At 68.1% G+C, this 20,076-nt stretch carries 17 protein-coding genes, 2 tRNA genes and 1 pseudogene; 12 read left to right on the top strand and 8 right to left on the bottom strand.

Annotated features, from left to right (window positions below; all coding sequences use genetic code 11):
• The first annotated feature begins 110 nt into the window (after nucleotides 1-110).
• Nucleotides 111-866, top strand: a complete 756-nt coding sequence (locus C8D87_RS23820; protein ID WP_112228421.1) for an alpha/beta fold hydrolase — start codon at nucleotides 111-113, stop codon at nucleotides 864-866.
• On the opposite strand, the gene C8D87_RS23815 is transcribed toward C8D87_RS23820, so the two are convergent.
• Nucleotides 853-2,073: a cytochrome P450 gene (locus tag C8D87_RS23815; RefSeq protein WP_112228420.1), complete on the bottom strand. Its 1,221-nt coding sequence runs from the start codon at nucleotides 2,071-2,073 to the stop codon at nucleotides 853-855. The two genes, C8D87_RS23820 and C8D87_RS23815, sit on opposite strands and share 14 nt — an antisense overlap.
• Before the next feature lie 357 nt (nucleotides 2,074-2,430).
• Between C8D87_RS23815 and C8D87_RS23810 the strand changes: the two genes are divergently transcribed.
• The 6 genes and pseudogenes from C8D87_RS23810 to C8D87_RS23785 all read left to right on the top strand — a co-directional run bounded on the left by C8D87_RS23810 (nucleotide 2,431) and on the right by C8D87_RS23785 (nucleotide 8,030).
• Nucleotides 2,431-3,822, top strand: coding sequence for a glutamate--cysteine ligase (locus C8D87_RS23810; RefSeq protein ID WP_233442256.1), 1,392 nt, complete (start codon nucleotides 2,431-2,433; stop codon nucleotides 3,820-3,822).
• Between the two features lie 46 nt (nucleotides 3,823-3,868).
• A complete protein-coding gene (locus C8D87_RS23805; protein WP_112228418.1) occupies nucleotides 3,869-4,591 on the top strand; it encodes a GAF and ANTAR domain-containing protein in 723 nt (240 codons plus the stop codon).
• 53 nt (nucleotides 4,592-4,644) lie between these two features.
• Nucleotides 4,645-6,063, top strand: coding sequence for a PP2C family protein-serine/threonine phosphatase (locus tag C8D87_RS23800; protein WP_112228417.1), 1,419 nt, complete (start codon nucleotides 4,645-4,647; stop codon nucleotides 6,061-6,063).
• 26 nt (nucleotides 6,064-6,089) lie between these two features.
• Nucleotides 6,090-6,572: an MSMEG_6728 family protein gene (locus tag C8D87_RS23795; RefSeq protein ID WP_112228679.1), complete on the top strand. Its 483-nt coding sequence runs from the start codon at nucleotides 6,090-6,092 to the stop codon at nucleotides 6,570-6,572.
• A 127-nt stretch (nucleotides 6,573-6,699) separates the two neighbouring features.
• Nucleotides 6,700-6,972, top strand: coding sequence for a hypothetical protein (locus C8D87_RS23790; RefSeq protein ID WP_112228416.1), 273 nt, complete (start codon nucleotides 6,700-6,702; stop codon nucleotides 6,970-6,972).
• Nucleotides 6,973-7,215: 243 nt separating this feature from the next.
• Nucleotides 7,216-8,030 (top strand): annotated as a pseudogene (locus tag C8D87_RS23785) (ANTAR domain-containing protein).
• Between the two features lie 20 nt (nucleotides 8,031-8,050).
• Here the strand turns inward: C8D87_RS23785 and C8D87_RS23780 are convergent.
• Entirely contained in the window at nucleotides 8,051-8,425 is a 375-nt protein-coding gene (locus tag C8D87_RS23780) for an STAS domain-containing protein (protein ID WP_112228415.1), read from the bottom strand.
• A gap of 515 nt (nucleotides 8,426-8,940) precedes the next feature.
• On the opposite strand from C8D87_RS23780, the gene C8D87_RS48670 reads away from it, so the two are divergent.
• The gene (locus C8D87_RS48670; RefSeq protein ID WP_112228414.1) at nucleotides 8,941-9,357 is read left to right on the top strand and encodes a Crp/Fnr family transcriptional regulator; all 417 of its coding nucleotides are present in this window, start codon (nucleotides 8,941-8,943) and stop codon (nucleotides 9,355-9,357) included.
• A 251-nt stretch (nucleotides 9,358-9,608) separates the two neighbouring features.
• On the opposite strand, the gene C8D87_RS23770 is transcribed toward C8D87_RS48670, so the two are convergent.
• Nucleotides 9,609-10,052, bottom strand: a complete 444-nt coding sequence (locus C8D87_RS23770; protein ID WP_215732455.1) for a DUF4383 domain-containing protein — start codon at nucleotides 10,050-10,052, stop codon at nucleotides 9,609-9,611.
• A 116-nt stretch (nucleotides 10,053-10,168) separates the two neighbouring features.
• Here C8D87_RS23770 and C8D87_RS23765 point away from each other — a divergent pair, with 116 nt between their 5' ends.
• Together C8D87_RS23765 and C8D87_RS23760 are read left to right on the top strand one after the other, a co-directional pair.
• Nucleotides 10,169-11,188: a Ppx/GppA family phosphatase gene (locus C8D87_RS23765; protein ID WP_112228413.1), complete on the top strand. Its 1,020-nt coding sequence runs from the start codon at nucleotides 10,169-10,171 to the stop codon at nucleotides 11,186-11,188.
• A gap of 802 nt (nucleotides 11,189-11,990) precedes the next feature.
• The gene (locus C8D87_RS23760) at nucleotides 11,991-13,223 is read left to right on the top strand and encodes an IS110 family RNA-guided transposase (protein WP_112228412.1); all 1,233 of its coding nucleotides are present in this window, start codon (nucleotides 11,991-11,993) and stop codon (nucleotides 13,221-13,223) included.
• A 119-nt stretch (nucleotides 13,224-13,342) separates the two neighbouring features.
• Here C8D87_RS23760 and C8D87_RS23755 read toward each other — a convergent pair.
• Nucleotides 13,343-13,416 (bottom strand) — tRNA-Lys (locus tag C8D87_RS23755).
• Nucleotides 13,417-13,796: 380 nt separating this feature from the next.
• On the opposite strand from C8D87_RS23755, the gene C8D87_RS23750 reads away from it, so the two are divergent.
• Nucleotides 13,797-14,834 carry a L,D-transpeptidase gene (locus C8D87_RS23750; protein ID WP_325049704.1) on the top strand — a complete coding sequence of 346 codons (1,038 nt, stop codon included), beginning with the start codon at nucleotides 13,797-13,799 and terminating at the stop codon, nucleotides 14,832-14,834.
• Between the two features lie 22 nt (nucleotides 14,835-14,856).
• Here C8D87_RS23750 and C8D87_RS23745 read toward each other — a convergent pair whose 3' ends face one another.
• The 3 genes from C8D87_RS23745 to orn form a co-directional block, all read right to left on the bottom strand.
• Nucleotides 14,857-16,482, bottom strand: coding sequence for an ABC-F family ATP-binding cassette domain-containing protein (locus tag C8D87_RS23745; RefSeq protein WP_112228677.1), 1,626 nt, complete (start codon nucleotides 16,480-16,482; stop codon nucleotides 14,857-14,859).
• Between the two features lie 57 nt (nucleotides 16,483-16,539).
• A tRNA-His gene (locus C8D87_RS23740) sits at nucleotides 16,540-16,612 on the bottom strand.
• A gap of 64 nt (nucleotides 16,613-16,676) precedes the next feature.
• Complete coding sequence (gene orn, locus C8D87_RS23735) at nucleotides 16,677-17,282, bottom strand: oligoribonuclease (RefSeq protein ID WP_109640701.1); 606 nt, start codon at nucleotides 17,280-17,282, stop codon at nucleotides 16,677-16,679.
• 72 nt (nucleotides 17,283-17,354) lie between these two features.
• Between orn and C8D87_RS23730 the strand changes: the two genes are divergently transcribed.
• Nucleotides 17,355-18,875 carry a helicase HerA-like domain-containing protein gene (locus C8D87_RS23730; RefSeq protein WP_112228410.1) on the top strand — a complete coding sequence of 507 codons (1,521 nt, stop codon included), beginning with the start codon at nucleotides 17,355-17,357 and terminating at the stop codon, nucleotides 18,873-18,875.
• On the opposite strand, the gene C8D87_RS23725 is transcribed toward C8D87_RS23730, so the two are convergent.
• Entirely contained in the window at nucleotides 18,807-20,072 is a 1,266-nt protein-coding gene (locus tag C8D87_RS23725) for an MFS transporter (protein ID WP_233442255.1), read from the bottom strand. The genes C8D87_RS23730 and C8D87_RS23725 overlap by 69 nt on opposite strands.
• Nucleotides 20,073-20,076 lie beyond the last annotated feature (4 nt).

Below are 20,076 nucleotides of genomic sequence, written 5' to 3'. Positions count from 1 at the left end.
GTCCTATCTCCGCTCGATTACATCCGGTGCAGAGGAGTTAGCCCGGCCGAGCGTGGGCAAACCCGGAGCAGCATCACGTTTTCCGAGCCGACGGAGGAAGGAAGGCTGTCATGCCGGACCATCTGCGGCACGTGTGTGAGCGGTGGGACGAGGTCGCGGCCCGGAAGGTCCGCAGTCTGCAAGCTGGCCTGCAGCACGACGGCCACGTGGACGTCGTCCTGGTGCCGGGCCTCGGGGCGTTGGGCTATCTGGTCGACACGCTCGCGGGCTGCGGTGCCTGGGCCAGGGCACACCTGCTCGACGTGCCGGGCTTCGGCCACCGTGCGTCGCGCGTGTGCCCGGCCGAGATCGGTGCCGTCGCGGACGCGGTGTCCGGCTGGGTCAAGGAGGTGGTGGGCGGTCCCGTGGTCCTCGTCGGACACTCCACAGGGGCCCAGGCGGCGTTGCATGTTGCCGCGGCACAGCCTGAACTGGTGCGGTCGCTGGTGCTGCTCGGGCCGACGTTCCCGCCGGAGCAACGTGCCGCGAAGGGCTTGTTCCGCGCGTACGTGCGCAACTCGCGGCACGAGCCACCAGGCCTTTGGCCGGCGACGGTGCCGGACTACCTGCGCGGCGGCCCGAAGGCGCTCTGCCGCTTCGTCCGGTCGGCACAACAGGACGAGCCGGAACGCGTCATCACGGAGGTCAGCTGTCCGGTGTTGCTGGCCCGTGGTGAACACGACGCGTTCGCCCCGCAACCGTGGGTCGACCGGCTGACCGCGGCGGCGCCGGACGGACGGTCGAAGGAGGTCGCCGGCGCACACACCTTCCCGTTCCGCAGGGGCGGGATGACCGCTCAGCTCATCGCCGGGTTCACCTCGGGCTGAGCACGAACCCACTGCGGACGCGCGCCGGAATCCGGCTCAGCGAGATGGTGAGGTCCTGGCCGGGCACGTCGTAGTCCTGGTGAGCCAGGCGGGTGCACAGCTCGGCGAGCAGCGCGACGGTGAACGGCTCGCCGGGGCAGCGGTGCCCGGTGTGCGGATCACCGGCGCCCTGCGGAACGAGGTCCCACGCGCCGATCTCCTGGACGACGAACCGGTGCGGGTCGAACCGGTACGGGTCCGTCCACAAGCGACTGTCGTGGTTCTGGCCGTAGAGGTCCAGCAGCACCAGGGATCCCTCTGGAACGTGCTCGCCCCGCCACGTCAGGTCCTGTGCCGCGCGGCCACCGAGGAACGGCGCGAACGGGTAGAACCGGCGCAGCTCGTGTGCGAACGCCACAGCGAAGTCACCGCCTGCCCGCAGTGGTTCCCGGTGCTGCGGCCAGCGGTGCAGCGCATGTCCGGCGTAGGCGACGAACCAGCACACCGCGACCGTCGGCCGGATGAAGTTGAGCAACTCCACCGCGGCAGTGTGCGGGTCGAGCAGCTCGCCGTCCGCGTCGCGATGCCGTGCGACGGCCTCGAGTGCAGAGCCGTGCGGTGCGTCGAGTTCACCGTCGCGCACCTGTCGCACCAGCGATCCGAGCCACACCTCACGGCGTTTGCGGGCCTTGCGGGCACGCCAGTGCCGGGGCCCGGCCGTGGCGAACCCGTCGACCATCGCGACGAGATCCGCCGCGAGGTCCGCCACGTCGTGGGTTTCCACCGGGACGCCGGCCCAGCGGCGCACACCGGCCGTGAGCGCGCGGCTCGCTTCGTCGAACAGCACGACCGCGCGGCCTGCTCGCCATCCGACGACGGTGTCCTCCCACGCGGCCGCCACGCAGCTGACCAGTGAGGCGATCGAGTCGGGTGTCACCAGCGAGAGGAAGAGGCTCTTGCGCTGCCGATGGGCGTCACCGTCCAAAGTGTGCACCGCGCCGTGACCGAACAGCGTGCTCAGCACAGGGCTGGAAATCGCGCCGTGCCGCTGCACGTGCTTCTCGTCGTAGAAGTACTGCGCGGCTTCCGGTCCGCACAACCCGAGTGCGGGCTGGCCCATGACTCGTGTCCGCACCACGTCGCTGCCGGTGCTGCGTCGAAGGCCTGGCAGCCAGGCGTAGCCCTCGAGCAGGACCCGCAGCGACTGGTCCCAGTGACGATCTCGCATTCCCATACGTTGCCTGTGCCCGCTTCATTGAGCTTCAAACGTGGTGAGGGCGAGAAGCCGATCGCCGCGACCGGTCAGCTCGTTCTGACGGCGCGATCGCTGGTCGTGCTGCAGCGGGTGGGCTGATATCGGGCGACGTTTCGTGTTGGTGCGAACGGGTATTCGGCCGGTGCCCCGCTCGCTCCGGCGAACGGGGGCATCCACCGGTGAAGCAGCGCGCCGGTACCCCTTCGGGTGGCCGTCCCGCGTGCTGTGATGATTCGGCCACCCACCAGGAACATCTGCGGCGCACACGCGCCACGAGCAGGGCGGTGGGACGTGGAGCGGATATCATCGACTGAGGCGTGCAGTCCGACTGTGGGCGTGGAGGAGGAGTTCCTCCTGGTGGATCCGGTGACCGGCGTGGCGGTGAACCGGGCTGGCGACGTCGTCGCGGCTGCCCGTGATCTGTTCGGCCTCGAACTGGACCACGAGCTGACCGGGTCGCAGGTGGAGACCAACACCGCGGTGTGTACGGACGTGGAGCAGGTGAGACGTGAACTGCTCCGCACGCGCAGTGTGGTCGCACGCGCCGCGCGGGCAGCTGGATGCCGTGCGATCGCGGTCGGCGCGCCACCGCTGGGAGACATGACCGGCGTGATCACGGACGACCTGCGGTACCGGCGGATCGCCCGTGCCTTCGGTGCGCTGGCGGAACAGCAGCTGATCTGCGGCTGTCACGTGCACGTCGCCGTACCGGACCGGGAGACGGCGGTGCAGGTGTGCAACCACCTGCGTCCGTGGCTGCCGTTGCTCGGCGCGATCACCGCCAACTCGCCGTTCTCGCGTGGCGCCGACACCGGTTTCGCGAGCTGGCGGCAGATGGTGTGGTCGCGGTGGCCGGTGTCCGGGCCACCGCCGTACTTCACCTCCTGGCAGCACTACCAAGCCGTGTCCGACACGCTGCTGGACGCGGAGACCGCGCTGGACCAGGGGATGATCTACTGGGACGTCCGGCCGTCCGCTCACCTGCCGACGGTAGAGGTGCGTGTTGCGGACGTGGCCGCGAGCGTGGACGACGCGGTGCTGCTGGCGGCCCTGGCACGTGCTCTGGCCACGAAGGCGGTGGCGGAGGTCGAACGCGGTGTGCTCGCGGTGCCGGTGCCCGTCGAGACGCTGCGCCAGGTCTCTTGGCGCGCGGCCAAGGACGGTCTGACGGGCAGTACGTTGGACGTGCTGTCCGGCCGGTTGCTACCGGTGCGGCAGCAACTGAACGCACTCGTGCGCGAGCTGACGCCGGTGCTCGACGCCAACGGCGACCTGGCTTTGGTGGAGCACGGTCTGCGGGTGCTGGACCGCGACGGCTGCGGTGCGGATCGTCAGCGCCGGGCGTTCCGCGAGGGCGGGACGAAGGATCTGCTCACCTTGCTCGACGCCGACGCGGCGCAGCGCCCTTCCGGCCACGGAATGGCCGTGGTGAGGATGGCCGGCGACGTCGACCTGTCGAACAGCGACGAGCTGGAGCGGCGCTGCGCGGAGGCGATGGACGCCGGCGCCGAGGAGGTCGTGATCGACCTGTCGGAAGTGGCGTACTTCGGCTCGTCCGGCATCACGGCACTGGACCGGATCCGTGCACAGGGGATCGAGCGGCGTGTGCCGATCAGTGTCACTGCCAGTGCGACGGTTGCGCGAGTGCTGAACGCCACCGCCATGGACAACCTCCTGCCGCTGCGCGAGCAGCCCGAGGCGCCCTTGCCGACCGCCGGTTGATCGTGTCCGGCCGTTTTGGTGCCGTGCGTGCGGGGAAGCCAGGCGGATGGACCACGACTTGCCGCTGGCCGACGAACTGGCAGCCGTGTCCGCGCGGATGTCGGGTTTGCTGCTGTCGCGGGAGACGGTCCACACGGCACTGAGCGTCGTGACATCGCTGGCAGAGGAGGCGCTGCCCGGCGCCGCCGCAGCCGGCGTGACATTGCTGGACGAGCACGGACGCAGGACGACCGCGGCGGCGACCGATCCGCTCGTGGAACACCTGGACGACCTTCAGTACGAGCTGGGGGAGGGCCCATGCCTGAGTGCATGGGAACAACGCCGCGTGTTCCGCGTCGACGACATCGCCAGCGAGAAGCGCTGGCAGCGGTGGATCTCAGCTGCCAGGGAGTCGGTTATGCGGGCGGCGTTGAGCGCGCCGTTGGTCGCCGGAGGTGATGCGCTCGGTGCGATCAAGGTGTACGGCCACGAGCCCGGTACGTTCGGGGACCGAGACGAGTACCTGCTCACGATGTTCGCCGCGCAGGCGGCGATCCTGATGGCCAACGTGAGGTCGTTCGACAACGCTCGGAAACTCAGTGACGCGCTCGTCGACCAGTTGCGCGGCCGAGACGTGATCAGCATGGCCAAAGGCATCCTCATGGCGCGCGAACACGTCGACGAGGGAACCGCGTTCGCCATGCTGGCGCGTGCCTCCCGCGACGAGAACAAGAAGGTCCGCGACCTGGCCGGCACACTGATCCGGTCCACCGTCCGGCGTGACCGCTGATCACCATGTCCTCCGAACAATAATCACCACAGCAGGACGAGCAACGCCATGCGATGTCGCTCGCCTTCATCCGATCCGACCTGACGCTGCAGCAGTTGTGGACGCGGTACTTCGCCCTCGGTGGAGACGCAGGCCTGATGGAGGTCGACGCGTACCTGCACGGACTCATGCCTTTGTCCGCGTTGCAGCGGGACGTGCTGGCGCACGCGGTCAACGAGCGTCTTGACGAGCTCACCTGGCCGCACCGGGTTCCCTACACGTTCCGGTCACAGGCAAGCCCGCGCACCGGCCCGCTGGCCGGACTGGTGAAGTTGCTCGACGGCATGCACCAGGCACCGCCGGAACGCCTCCCCGTCGTCGTAGCGCGCGCCGGTCAGGCACTGGGCCTGGAGATCACGATCTATCTCGTCGACTACGACCAGCGCGTCCTGCATCCGCTGTGCGACCGAGAAAATGCAGGCCTCACACCGCTCGGAGTGGACTCCACCCTGCCGGGCCGGGCGTTCAGGACGGTAGAGACCGTGCCGTCCACCACCGACGGACACCCGCGGTTGTGGGTGCCTCTGCTCGATGGGGTGGAACGCCTCGGCGTGCTCGACATGACCCTGCAAGAAGGAACGGACCTGCACGACCCCGACCTGCGCGAGCGGTGCCAATGGCTGTCGACCCTCATCGGTCACCTGGTCACCATCAGCACGCACTACGGCGACGGACTGGACGTCGTCCGCCTGCAGAGGCCCAGGACACCCGCCGCAGACCTGATCTGGCAGTTGCTGCCGCCGCTCACGGCCGCCACGGACAGCTTCGCCGTCGCCGGCATGCTGGAGCCCTGCTACGAGGTCGGTGGTGACGCCTTCGACTACTCCTTGTCGACGGACATGGCGTCACTGGCGATCTTCGACGCCGTCGGGCACACCATGCGCAGCGGCTTCGTGACCGCCGCCGCGCTGGCCGCCTGCCGCAGCACCCGCCGCGCCGGGCACGGCCTGTTCGAACAGGCCCGTGCCATGGACGAGACGATCAACACCCAGTTCCCCCACGGCGCGTTCGCGACCGGTGTCCTGGCCGAACTGGACCTGATCAGCGGGCGGCTGCGGTACGTCAATGCCGGCCACCCACCGCCGCTGCTGATGCGGTCTGGCAAGGTCGTCAAACGCCTCACCGGCGGGCACCGGCGACCTTTCGGCCTGGGAACCGGCGAACTCACCATCGCCGAGGAGGTGCTGCAGTCCGACGACTGGCTCGTCCTGCACACCGACGGCGTGACCGAAGCACGTGACCACAATGGAGAGTTCTTCGGTGAGACGCGGCTGACGGACTTTCTCGAACGGGAAGCCGCCGCGGCGCACCCGCCACCCGAGACGGCGCGCAGACTGGTCAAAGCCGTGCTGGCACACCAGAACGACGTACTGCAAGACGACGCGTCCGTCCTGCTCGCTCGATGGATCAAGCGGGACGAGCTGAGGTTGTGAGCGGTGACGGCGGGTATCCGAGCCGTGTGCAAACATTCTTGCCGTACCCCGATTTCGCCGCCACCGCGCGGGTTCTGGATCAGCGCAGGCTCGGCAGGCAACGAGTTGAGGCGCTCCAGCTGCAGCGCGCACTGACGGTGCCCGGTCACGGCTGGCGCCACCACCCGGCGGCGCGGATGTGGGCGGGATACGAGGAAGCGCTCGTGCGATACGGCCTGGAGATCTGCGCTGTGTGGTGCGCGGCGGGGTTCCGCGACACGTGTGAGGCCACGATGCGCGCGGATCTGTTGCACGCCAAGCAGATCACGACGGTTCGCAGCCAGGACGAGCTCGCCGCCGAGGGTGAGGTGCCTGGCTGGCTGGGTGACGAAGCCATGCACCGCAGCCACCAATCCGCCCTGGTGCGCAAGAATCCTGGGCATTACCGCCGGTTCTTCCCGGAAGTTCCGGACGATCTGCCGTACGTGTGGCCGCGCTCTGACCGTCCAGCGCCTTCAGGCGTGCGATGAGCTTGGTCGCCGCGATGATCCGTGGCAGCAACTCGCCTTCTCGTGATTTCACCGGCCTGTCGCGGGTATCCGAACAGAACGTCGAGCAACCGACCTCATACCCCTGAGGCTGCACAGCAACGAACCGGTGCGAGCTTCCGACCCCACGGACTTCACCATGCCCATCACGCCACGCCCTGACCGCGGCGCGGTCGTCACCTACCTCAACCCCGATGCGCTGCACCCCGCTGTCTTCTTGTGCGGCGTGGTCCTCGGGGCGCACGTGGTCGATCCGGAGACCTCTCACCTGTGGGTGCCGGTGAGACTGCCCGACAGCACCGTGTCGGTGGTCGACACCGTGAACATCGTGCAGGCTCAGGCACCGGAATGCCCCCGCCAAGGACCCGAGCGTGCTACCTGAGTGGCCGACGGCCACCACCGCGGTTTCACCGAGCGATTCTCACGGACACACGGTGCAGGGCATCGCCGAAACCTCCGATGCGATGTACGTTGACCAGTAGCGACTGGACGTCGGGCTGACCCTGCGCTTGGCCGCGAAGGTGACTGGTGTTCAGACGGGCCGGCGTTCACCAGCGCGGGGCCGACGCGCCGGTCACCGTCCGCACCCGCGACGGGTGGGAGCGGGAGAACCGAGGTAGCGGCCATGCAGCCGAGCGAGTGGGATTGGGCTCGGGACAAGGCGCGGTTCGTCGCCGGTCCGGTGGCGGGGGATCACTGGTTCCCGCTGGGGCCGCTCGCTCAGCAGTTCGCGACGTTGACCCACTCGCTGCTGGATGCCGACACCGTGGCTGTGGTGCTCGAACAGGTGACGCACGCGACGCTGCGGCTGTGCCGGGCGCGGATCTGGCGTCGGTCACGCTGCGGACGCCGGACGGGCACTTCCACACACCTGTCGAGACCGACCCGGTGGCGGGCACGTTGGATCAGCTGCAATACGACCTCGGCGAGGGTCCCTGCCTGGACGCGGCACTCGGGTTAGGCCCCGGTGTGGCGGGCAGCTTCGATCTGGCGGCCGAGTCCAAGTGGCCGCGCTTCGGTCCGGCCGCCGCCGGGTACGGCGTAGGCGCGGTGCTATCCACCACGTTGCTGCCGAACGCGGAGCTACCGCTGCTTTCCGGTGCTTTGAACGTCTACTCCCATCGTCCACGTGGCCTGGAGGAGGCTGACGAGGACATGGCGCTGCTGCTGGCAACACACGCCTCGCTGGCCCTGGCCCACACCCAGGCCGTCGGAGCAGCTGAGCTCCGGGCTGTTCACCTGCGCAATGCGATCGACTCCAGGGATGTGATCGGCCAGGCAAAGGGCATCCTGATGAGCCGGCGCGGAATGTCCGCCGACGAGGCCTTCGACGTGCTGCGGCGCACCTCTCAAGATCTCAACGTCAAGCTGGTCCAGCTCGCCGCGACCGTCATCGCACACCATGACGAACTAGACGTCTCCGTCCCGTCAGGCGAGTGACTGCGCAGCAGGGGCTCGCTCTAGGCAGCGTGAACGCGCAGCGCCTCGTGCAGATCGTGGTGAAGGTCGAAGACGAGATCGATGCCGGTGACCGACAGCGGCATCAGCACGGCTCGCTGGTTGGCCACTACCGCCAATCGCGTACCGATGAGCTTGGCGTCGGCGTGACCGGTCAGCAGGACGTTGATGCCGGACGAGCCGAGGAAGGTGACTCCGCGCAGGTCGACCACCAGAACGGACGGCTTGTTCGCCAGCTGTTGCTTCAGCACGACACGGAACAGCTCTTCGGTGCACATGTCGATCTCGCCGTGCACGGCTGTGACCGGAAAGCCTTGGCAGGTGTGGGTTGTGATCGTCAGGGCCTGGGTGTCGTCGGAGCGGAAGAGAGCGTGCATGGGATGCTCTTCTCAAGCGTCCGCGCGTGGTTGGCCAGCCTGCGTGTTCAACCCAGACAACGACATTTCGCGGTGTTCGGCATTCTGGTGTGGTGTTCTCACGGTAGAGCCATACCCGGTTACTCACAACCGTCCTCGCACGTGACCTCCTGCCGGCTGGGCCCTTCGGTTCGCACTACCCGAAGGTTGTCGAAATAAACCTTGTTGTTGGTGTGGCGTCGATGGCCTCGCCCGACCGTTACCGGCCACAGTGGACGATGTCCAATCCCGCCGAGCAGTCACGCCTGCCGCTGTCACACGGTTTGGTGACGGGTCTCGGCGATGGCCGTCAGCGCCGCGTTGCGGTGGCCGCCGGAATCTGCCGGGGGCGCGTGGTGTAGAAGCCATCACATGTTGCTGTCCTTGGCCGATATGGCGCGTCGTGTGGATCGCTGGGGGAAGCGGTCGCACCGCCGACAGGTGTTGTCGAGAGGACGGAAGGGGACCTGTGCCGTCTGGTAACCACCTCGGTCACAATGCGCGATAGCGAAGCGTCGACCTGGACGACCCGTGCCGGACGCACCTCCAGCGCGGTGCGATGGCCCACCTGGGCTTCGCTGCGCCGGCACGTGACGAATCGATGTCCGCCGACATGCAACCGCAGCCACCAGACTCGGCAACGCTGTGCCCGCTGGCTGCTGATGACCGCCGATCGAATGCACAGCGACCGGTTCCCCCTCACTCAGGAGTTCCTCGCCCAGATGCTGGCGGTGCGCCGCTCGTCGGTCAGCGAAGTCGCCGGTGCACTGGCCGAAGACGGCTGCATCCGCTACAGCCGCGGCAGCATCACCGTGCGCGACCGCGATCGCCTGGAAACCAACGCCTGCAGCTGCTACCGCGTCATCCGCGACGCCACCGATGCCGCCTTCCCACCCCACCCCGAGGCGGCCTGACGGGAACGTGGTGCGGCAGGCGATGTACCGCTCGGCAACTCACGCCACAACGGCGTCCTGCCGGACGGCGCGTCGGGTCCTCTGGTCCGATGGATCAAGCGCGGCGACCTGGTCCATCAGCCGACGGGAGAAGTGTTCACGGCTGAGCGCGGACCACCGTGCCGCGCACGTAAAGCCGCCGGCGCGGGAAGTGGCGTCCGCGCCGGCGGTACTCACCGGAGTGGTCCAGGTGGGATGCTCTACTGGGGATGCTAACGCCGTCCGGCGGTGCGGCGGCGGCCCAGCGCGAGTCCGAGGCCGATCATGCCGAGCCCGAGCAGCAGGTGCAGCCAGTTGTCGGCGTTGTTCAGCGGTACGAAGTTGGCCTGGCTCTCGTGGTCGATCAGCAGGCCGTACAGCCACAGCAGCAGATAGACGATGCTGCCGCCGACGAGGAACCAGTACGCGCCGTTCCCCGTGCGAGCCATCAGGAACCCGACGACGCCGAAGGCGAGATGCACGATGTTGTGCAGGATCGACACCATGAAGACGCCGAGCAACATCGCCTGCGACTCGTGGCCGGCGAACTCCATCGCGTCGTAGTCGATCGTGAGCCCGGGAATGAACCCGGCGATGCCCACGAGCGCGAACACCGCGGCGATGGCCAGGGCGGCCTTCTGCACGGCGGTGCGGGCGGTCATCTCGGTTCGGGACATGACAACTCCCGTTGGGGGCGGGGAACCGCTTCGGTCGAGATCCGGCTACCCCCGGCCGTGAAGGACAAACTGAGCCTGCGGTGGTTGGCCGGCCAGGAGGCGGGTATGTGCACTGCATGCGTCTTGGTGTGCTGGACATCGGGTCGAACTCGGCGCAGTTGCAGGTGGTCGACGTGCGGCCGGGTGCTCCGCCGCTGCCGGCCCACTCGGTGAAGTCGCCGACGCTGCTGGGCGAGGAGATCACACCGGACGGATCGGTGAGTCCAGAGGGCGTGGAGCGCGTCACGGTCGCGGTGGCGGAGGCGGTCGACGCAGCCCATCGCCTCGGCGTCGACCAGCTGTACCCGTTCGCCACGTCCGCGGTGCGGGACGCGACCAACCGGGACGAGATCATCGACCGCATCCAGCGGACGGTGGGCATCCGGCCGCAGTTCCTCGCGGGCGAGGAGGAAGCACGCCTGACGTATCTGGCCGCGCACCGATGGTACGGGTGGTCGGTCGGCCGTCTGCTGCTGCTCGACATCGGCGGCGGCTCGATGGAGATCGCGCTCGGCCGCGATGCCGACCCCGAGCTCGCCCTGTCGTTGCCGGTCGGGGCGGGCCGGTTGACACGGGCGTTCCTGCACCACGACCCGCCGAAACGGGCGGAGGTCAGGGCGCTGCGCCGGTACGTCAGCGACACGCTGGGCGAGGTGGTCGACCGGCTGCGCTGGGAGAGCATGCCTCGCCGGATCGTCGCCACGTCCAAGACGTTCAAGCAGCTCGCGCGCCTGGCCGGGGCACCGCCTCAACGTGAGGGCCCGTTCGTGCGACGGGAACTGACCATCGAGGACGTGCAGAGGTGGATCCCGCGGCTGGCCGGGATGTCGGCGGCCCAGCGGGGCCGGTTGCGCGGGGTGTCGCGGCCGCGGGCCAAGCAGATCCTGGCGGGAGCGGTCGTGGCGCACGTGACGATGAGCGCACTGGGAGTGCAACGCCTGCGGATCTGCCCATGGGCGCTCCGTGAAGGCATCATGTTGCAGCACCTCGAAAGCACGTCCGACACCAACGTCAGGCTTCCGCTGCAGCCGCTGGTCCGCATGCCCGAAGCTCCTGCTGCCACCGTGACTCGCCTGCGCGACAACCCGGTTGGCTGACCGCGGCGGTGCCGGGCGCCTCCGCGGGGACTTGCGTCGCACTGACCGAAGCCCAGCGCCGCGCAGCTGAAGCACGAGAGCAGCAGCCCATGCCAGGCAACAGCCCGTGTGGCCGCGGCGCCGCGGAACACCACGCCGCTGCTGCTCGGCACAGTGCCGCCGCCGCGGACCGCAGTCGCGCCGCCGAAGCGTGATGCCGGCTGAGCCGTCCTGTGTGGAGCGAAGGCATACGGGGGACGCGGCGGGGAACTCTTGACCTCGCCGGGCCCGAGCTCCGCCGGACGCGGTGGAACGCGCGAGTGGTTTGGCGGTGCTCAGAGGCGTTGTTGAGCAGCCAGCAACCGCGTGGGTTCGGTAGCGCCGGTGCAGCGCGCCTCCCGGTGGTCCGCACCGCGCGCGGTGCACAACGAGCTGGAGCGGGCGCGAGCAGCGTTCCACCTGTTGCTCGCGCGGGCCACACCGGCCGAACATCGTCGCCGCAGCCAGCTGATGCCCCAGAAGCAAACGGTCCATGTCCTGGGTGAACATCACGAGGCCTCACCCGTTCGAGTTCACCTTCGACCGCGACCCAGAAGACTTCGCCGTGGCGCGCCGACGTTCAGGAACGAGATGGCTGCTCAGCGGGTGAGCACTTGGCTCGTTCGGAGTTGGTGAGTCCTGCCCGTGGTTCGTGCGCTCGCTGGTGGCTGGGGGAGTGACCGCTGAAGGGATGTCGTGCCGCGTCTAGCGCTTGGCGTGAGCACTTGACCATTGGCTGCTGGCGTTCTCCCGATGTCGTCTGGTCGACTGGAGGTAGGTAACGGTGTTGTTCGTCGGTGATGACTGGGCTGAAGGTCATCACGACATCGAAATCATGGACGCGAGCGGCCGGGCGTTGACGAAGGCTCGGCTGCCGGAAGGGGTTGAGGGGATTGGCCAGCTGCACGGGCTGATCGCTGAGCGGATCGGGCCGGACGCCGACCCGGAGCAGGTGTTGATCGGGATCGAGACCGATCGTGGACCGTGGGTGGCAGCCTTGGTAGCAGCTGGCTACCGAGTGTTCGTGGTCAATCCGCGGCAGACCTACCGATTCCGTGAACGGTTCTCGCCGTCTGGTGCGAAGAGCGACGCCGCGGACGCTCATGTGTTGGCGGACATGGTGCGTACCGATTCGCACCAGTTGCGTCCGGTCGCGGGCGACAGCGAGCTGGCTGAGGCGATCAAGCTGCTGGCTCGTGCTCATCAAAGCCTGATCTGGGACCGGCAGCGGTTGGTCGCCCGGTTGCGGGCGCAGCTGCGGGACTTCTATCCGGCCGCCCTGGCGGCGTTCGGAGAGGAACTTGCCGCCACAGAGGCGTTGGACTTGCTGGGGCAGGCGCCAGATCCCGACAAGGCGATGAAGCTGTCTCTCGCGAAGATCACCGCGGCCCTACGCCATGCGGGTCGGCGCAAGATCGACGAACGTGCGCGGAAGATCCAGGACGGATTGCGCTCAGAGCAGCTTCGCCTACCGGCGGCCGTGCAGCAGGCATACGCCACGACCGTGCGATCGCTCGTCGCGATGACCGCCACGACAGCCGAGCAGATCGACTACCTCGAGCGGGAGCTGACCGAGCGCTTCCATGAACATCCAGACTCCGCGATCTATCTCTCCCAACCCGGTATCGGTGTGGTCCTGGGCAGTCGGGTGCTGGGTGAGTTCGGAGACGATCCCGACCGCTACGCCGGACCGAAGGCACGCAAGAACTACGCCGGCACCAGCCCGGTCACCATCGCCTCCGGCTGCAGAAGCACCGTCAACGCCCGCTACGTGCGAAACACCAGACTCATCGACGCACTGATGCGCCAGGCGATGGCTGCTCTCGCGGGTTCGCCCGGCGCACGTGCTTACTACGACCGCCAACGTGCACGAGGTCTCCCACACAACGCCGCACTACGGCACGTCAGCAACCGCCTCGTCGGGATCCTTCACGGTTGCCTCGCCACCCACGCGAGCTACGACGAGGCCACGGCCTGGGGCCACCTACACCGCGGCGTGCGCGGCCTGATCCCTTAATCCCAGGGATGTCCTCGGGCTCGCAAACCATGATCCACAGCGCAGAAACGGAGAATGAGGATGCGCACGCAGAATGCAAAAAAGCAGGTAGAGACGAATCTCTACCTGCTTCTTTGGAGTACGCCGCCAGGGACTCGAACCCCGGACCCGCTGATTAAGAGTCAGCTGCTCTAACCAACTGAGCTAGCGGCGCTTGTTTGTGTGCCGGTCACTTGCCGTTCCGACGGGAAGAACGTTAGCACAGGCCGTCGAGCGGATCCCAATCGGCTGGTCAGGCCACGTCCAGGGGTGGACGAGCACGTAACGATCCGGCCACTTGCGCAACTTCGGCACACCCCATGTCGTCACCTAGTCGGGGGACGCCAATACGACTTCGTGCAGGCAGTCTCGGGAGTGGGCGACAAGTAGATCGGAAGTACACCGATGGGGATGTGGGGCAGGCGCGGTCGTGGGGTGGTCATGGCGGGTGTCGCTGTGATTCTGATCGCAGGCTGTTCGGGGGGTGGCGGTGAAGGGGCGAACGTAGCCGCGGCTACGTCGTCGAGTGCTCCTCCTCCGCCGAAGCCCGTCACGTTGACGCTGGCGTTGAACAACGGCGCGGTGGACGTGTCGCCAGGGCTGCCGGTCATCGCCACGGCGGCGGACGGGAAGCTGACCGAGGTCAAGCTGACCAATCCCGAGGGCAAGGTCGTCGAGGGGAAGATGAACCCCGAGTCGACGCAGTGGACCAACACCGAGCCGCTCGGGTACGCCAAGACGTACAAGCTGGTCGCCACGGCCACCGGTGAGGACGGCAAGCCGCAGACCAAGGAGTCGTCCTTCACCACGGTGAAGCCGCGGACGCTGACCTACGTGTCGACGAACCCGATGGACGGCACCACGATCGGCGTGGGGCAGCCGCTCGCCTTCTACTTCGACGAGCCGGTGGCCGACAAGGTCGCGGCCGAGAAGATGCTCGAGATCACCACCGAGCCCAAGGTCGAGGGTGCCTTCTACTGGTTCAACAAGAAGGAGGTGCACTGGCGTCCGGAGAAGTTCTGGAAGCCGGGCACCAAGATCACCATGCACATCAAGGTCTACGGCAAGCACGTCGGTGACGGCATCTACGGCCAGGAAGACCGCACCATCACCACCACGGTCGGCGACGAGGTCATCCACGAGGCCGACGGCCAGACGCACCAGGTGATCACCAAGGTCAACGGGCAGGTCGTGCGGACCATGCCGACCTCCATGGGCAAGCCGGCCGACGCGACGCCCACCGGCACGTACGTGCTGATGGAGAAGCACTCCCACATGATCATGGACTCGACCACGTACGGCCTGGCGCTGGAGAACGGCGGCTACCGCACTCCGGTCGACTGGGCGTACCGGATGTCCAACAGCGGCATCTTCTTCCACAGCGCGCCGTGGTCCATCGGTGACCAGGGGCGCCGCAACGTGAGCCACGGCTGCCTCAACCTGTCGCCGGAGAACGCCAAGTGGGTGTTCGACAACAGCAAGCAGGGTGACGTGGTCATCGTCAAGAACTCGGGTGGGCCGGTGCTGGAGCCGTGGGACGGCTTCGGCGACTGGCAGGTGCCGTGGACCCAGTGGGTGCAGGGCAACCGCTGACCCGCTGACCACTGTGGACTGATCAGGAAACCGTCACCTGGCCGCCGGAAACGGCCAGGTGACGGTTCACCCGCACCGCCTCCAGCATCCGCCGGTCGTGCGTCACCAGCAGCAACGTGCCCGGGTAGTTCTCCAGCGCCTGCTCCAGCTGCTCGATCGCCACCAGGTCGAGGTGGTTCGTCGGCTCGTCCAGCACCAGCAGGTTCACCCCGCGTCCCTGCAGCAACGCCAGAGCCGCCCGCGTCCGCTCACCGGGTGACAGCGACGCCGCCGGGCGCAGCACGTGCGCCGCCTTCATCCCGAACTTCGCGAGCAACGTCCGCACGTCCGCGGGCGTCATCTCCGGCACGGCCGCCTCGAACGCGTCCACCAGCGGCAGGTCTCCCAGGAACAGCCCGCGCGCCTGGTCCACCTCGCCGACCACGACGCCGGAGCCCAGGGTGGCGTAGCCGGACGCCAGCTCTGCCCGTCCGAGCAGTGCCGCGAGCAACGTCGACTTTCCAGCGCCGTTCGCGCCGGTGATCGCGACCCGGTCCGCCCAGTCGATCTGCAGGTCGACGGGACCCAGCCGGAAGTCGCCGCGCTCGACGACAGCCGCGCGGAGAGAGGCCACGACGGCTCCGGAGCGCGGGGCCGCGGCGATCTCCATCCGCAGCTCCCACTCCTTGCGGGGCTCCTCGACGACATCCAGGCGTTCGATCATGCGGTCGGTCTGCCTGGCCTTCGAGGCCTGCTTCTCAGTGGCGTCGGCGCGGAACTTGCGGGCGTTCTTGTCGTTGTCGCCGGCCTTGCGCCGGGCGTTCTTCACGCCCTTCTCCATCCACGCGCGCTGCATGCGCGCACGGGCCTCCAACGACGCCTTGGTGTCCGCGAACTCCTCGTAGTCGTCACGGGCGTGCTGACGCGCCCGCGCGCGCTCTTCGAGGTACGACTCGTAGCCGCCGCCGTACAGGCGCACGGCGTTCTGGTGCAGGTCGAGCTCCAGCACGCTGGTCACCGTGCGGGCCAGGAACTCGCGGTCGTGCGACACCAGCACCGTGCCCGCGCGCAGCCCTGTGACGAACTTCTCCAGCCGCTCCAGCCCGTCGAGGTCCAGGTCGTTCGTCGGCTCGTCGAGCAGGAAGATGTCGTAGCGGCTGAGCAGCATCGACGCCATGCCTGCCCGCGCCGCCTGGCCGCCGGACAGCGACGTCATCAAGGCGTCCAAACCCACGGTCAGCCCGAGGTCCGCGATCACCTCCAGCGACCGTTCCTCCAGGTCGGCGCCACCCAGCGCGAGCCACCGGTCCAGCGCGTCCGAGTAGCCCTCGTCGTTCCCGGCGGTCAGCGCCTCGGTCGCGAGATCCAGATCGGCCTGAGCCTCCGCGACGCCGGTCCGGCGGGCCAGGAACGAGCGAACGGTCTCGCCCTCGCGGCGCTCCGGCTCCTGCGGCAGGTGCCCGACGTTCGCGGAGGGCGGGTTCAGCGAGACGCGGCCCTGCTCGGCGGGGATGAGGCCGGCCAGCGTCCTGAGCAGCGTCGACTTGCCGGCGCCGTTCACGCCCACGAGCCCGATGACGTCACCGGGGGCGACCACGAGGTTCAGCCCGGAGAACAGGACGCGATCACCGTGCCCGGCTGCGAGGTCCTTGGCGACGAGCGTGGTCATGAACACTCCCGAAACGTGAAGAAAGGCCCCCGCATTTGCGGAGGCCTTTCGACAAAGGGTGAGTGACGGGACTTGAACCCGCGACACCTGGGATCACAACCCAGTGCTCTGCCAGCTGAGCTACACCCACCATCACCGGCGTTGACCGGCGAGGAAAGCATAGCAACGACAGCTACCGATATTGAAATCGGGGGTCAGTCGGTGTTTTTCAGCAGCTCAGCGGCCACGGCCTGGGCCTGCTCGGTCGTCGGGCCGGGCTGCGGCACGAACGCCGTGCGCCGGTAGTACGCGAGCTCCCGGATCGACTCGACGATGTCCGCGAGCGCCCGGTGCGCGAGGCCCTTGCCCGGCTGCGCGTAGTAGATGCGCGGGTACCAGCGCCGGCACAGCTCCTTGATCGACGACACGTCGACCATGCGGTAGTGCAGGTGCGCGTCCAGCGCGGGCATGTCGCGGGCGATGAAGCCGCGGTCCGTGGCGATGGAGTTGCCGGCCAGCGGGGCCGTGCGCGGGTCGGGGACCCACTCCTTGATGTACGCCAGCACGGCCGCCTCGGCCTCTTCCATCGACACCGTGGAGGCGCGGACCTCCTCTGTCAGCCCCGACTTGGCGTGCATCTCCATGACGACGTCCGGCATCGAGGCGAGCACGTCGTCGGATGCGTGGATCACTATGTCCACGCCGTCGCCGAGCACGTTCAGCTCGGCGTCCGTGACCAGTGCCGCGATCTCGATCAGAGCGTCCTTGCCCAAGTCGAGTCCGGTCATCTCGCAGTCGATCCACACCAGACGATCCATCACGACCCGAACATTACTGCGCAACGCGTCAACTTCGAGTGGCGGCGTGCAGCAACCTGGTTACGCTCCTCGTGCATGACGGCTCAAGCTGAGATCGCTGCCGGGTACGCGTCCGAGAGCGCGGCCATCGAACTTGGCTCCGTGCTGGTCGACGGGCAGGTGGAGTCGACCGCGCACGTCCGCATCCCGTTGTCCATGGTCAACCGCCACGGACTTGTCGCGGGGGCAACGGGAACGGGCAAGACGAAGACCCTGCAGCTGCTCGCGGAACAGCTGTCGAACAACGGCGTGCCGGTGCTGATGGCCGACGTGAAGGGCGACTTGTCCGGTCTGTCGCGGGAAGGAGAACGCAGCGACCGGACCGACGCCCGCGCCAAGGACACCGGCGACGACTGGCAGCCGCAGTCGTACCCGATCCAGTTCCTGTCGATCGGCACCGGCGGCATCGGTGTGCCGCTGCGGGCGACGGTCACGAGCTTCGGGCCGATCCTGCTGTCGAAGGTGCTGGGCCTGAACGACACCCAGGAGTCGACGCTCGGCCTGATCTTCCACTGGGCGGACTCCAAAGGCCTGCCGCTGCTCGACACCAAGGACCTGCGCAGCGTCATCCAGCACCTCACGAGCGACGAGGGCAAGGAGGACCTGAAGGGCATCGGCGGTGTGTCGAGCTCCACAGCGGGCGTGATCCTGCGGGCGCTGGTCAACCTGGAGGCGCAGGGCGGCGACCGGTTCTTCGGCGAGCCGGAGCTGGATCCCGCCGACCTGATGCGGCAGCGCGATGGCAAGGGTGTCGTCAGCCTGCTGGAACTGGCCGAGCTGCAGGGCAATCCGGCGCTGTTCTCCACGTTCCTCATGTGGTTGCTGGCCGAACTCTTCGAGACGCTGCCGGAAGAAGGTGACGTCGAGAAGCCGAAGCTCGTCTTCTTCTTCGACGAAGCGCATTTGCTGTTCGCGAACGCGTCGAAGGCGTTCCTCGACCAGATCACCCAGACCGTGAAGCTCATCCGTTCCAAGGGGATCGGCGTCTTCTTCTGCACGCAGCTGCCGACCGACATTCCGAACGACGTGCTGTCGCAGCTCGGCGCGCGCGTTCAGCACGCACTGCGCGCGTTCACACCGGACGACCAGAAAGCGTTGGCGCGCACGGTGAAGACGTACCCGAACACGCCGCACTACGACCTGGAGAAAGCGCTCACCTCGCTCGGCATCGGCGAGGCGATCATCACCGTGCTGAGCGAGAAGGGCGCGCCGACGCCGGTCGCGTGGACCAGGCTCAGGGCGCCGCGTTCGTTGATGGACACCATCGGCAACGACGGGATCAAGCAGGCCGCGCAGGGCTCGGACCTCCACGGCAAGTACTCGGAGACGGTCGACCGCGAGTCGGCCTACGAGCAGCTGATGCGGAAAGTCGCGCCGCCGCAACAGGAACAGGCCCCGGATTCCCCTCCTCAGCAAAGGCAGGAGAAGGAGGAACCGGGGCTCGTCGAGAAGGTGCTGGGCAACAGCGCCGTGAAGTCGTTCCTGCGGTCAGCCGGCAGCACCCTGGCGCGCGAGATCACGCGGGGCATCTTCGGCACCTCGCGCAAGCGACGCTGACAGCACCGCCGCGCCGAGGCAGAGCGCGCCCGCGACGTACCAGGCCAGGTCGTAGCTGCCCAGGTGGTCGCGGGTGAGCCCGGCCGCGGACGCCGCCAGTGCCGCACCGACCTGGTGCGACGCGAAGACCCAGCCGAACACGACAGGCCCGGACATGCCGAAGTACTGGCGGCACAACGCCACCGTCGGCGGCACGGTCGCGACCCAGTCCAGGCCGTAGAAGATGATGAACACCAGCATCGACGGGTGCGCCGACTCGCCGAAGAGCTGGGGCAGCAGCATCAGCGACAGGCCGCGCAACGCGTAGTACGCGGCAAGCAACAGCCGTGAGTCCACCCGGTCGGTGAGCCAGCCGGACGCGATCGTGCCCACGATGTCGAAGACGCCGACCAGCGCCAGCAACCCGGCCGCGGTCGTGGTCGGCATGCCGTGGTCGTGCGCTGCGGGGATGAAGTGCGTGCCCACCAGCCCGTTCGTCGAGGCACCGCAGATCGCGAACCCGCCGGCCAGCAACCAGAACGGTCGCGTGCGAGCAGCCGAACCCAGTGCCGTGAGCGCGCGGCGAGCCGCACCACCCGAGGGCGGCGGGGGAGTGTCCTCGGTCGCGCCGAGCGGCAGGAGTCCCACGTCACGCGGGTACTCGCGCAGGAAGAACGCCGCCAGCGGCACCACCGCGAGTGCCGCGATGCAGATCACCAGCGACGCTGAGCGCCAGCCGTAGGTGGCGGACAGCCACGCCACCAGCGGCAGGAACACCAGCTGCCCGGCCGCGCCACCCGCCGTCAGCACCCCCGTGACCAGGCCGCGGTGCCGCACGAACCACCGGCCGGTGATCGTCGCGACGAACGCCAGCGCCATCGAACCGGTGCCGAGCCCGACCACGACACCCCAGAGCAGGATCAGCTGCCACGACGTGGTCATGAACACCGTCAGCCCGCTGCCGATCGCGACCATCGTCAACGCGCAGGTCACCACGAGCCGCACACCGAACCGGTCCATCAGCGCGGCCGCGAACGGCGCGGTGAGCCCGAACAGCAACAGGTTGATCGAGATGGCGAGCGAGATCGTGCCGGTCGTCCAGCCGAACTCCGCCCGCAACGGCTCGATCAACGCACCGGGTGCCGCACGGAACGACGCGGCACCCACCAGGGCGATGAAGGACACACCAGCGACAACCCAGGCCCAATGCAGTCTCACGCCG

This window comes from Lentzea atacamensis (assembly GCF_003269295.1).
In the GTDB taxonomy this organism is placed as follows: domain Bacteria; phylum Actinomycetota; class Actinomycetes; order Mycobacteriales; family Pseudonocardiaceae; genus Lentzea; species Lentzea atacamensis.
Note: the sequence above shows the minus strand (reverse complement) of the source record. Positions and strands in the feature narration are given on the sequence as shown.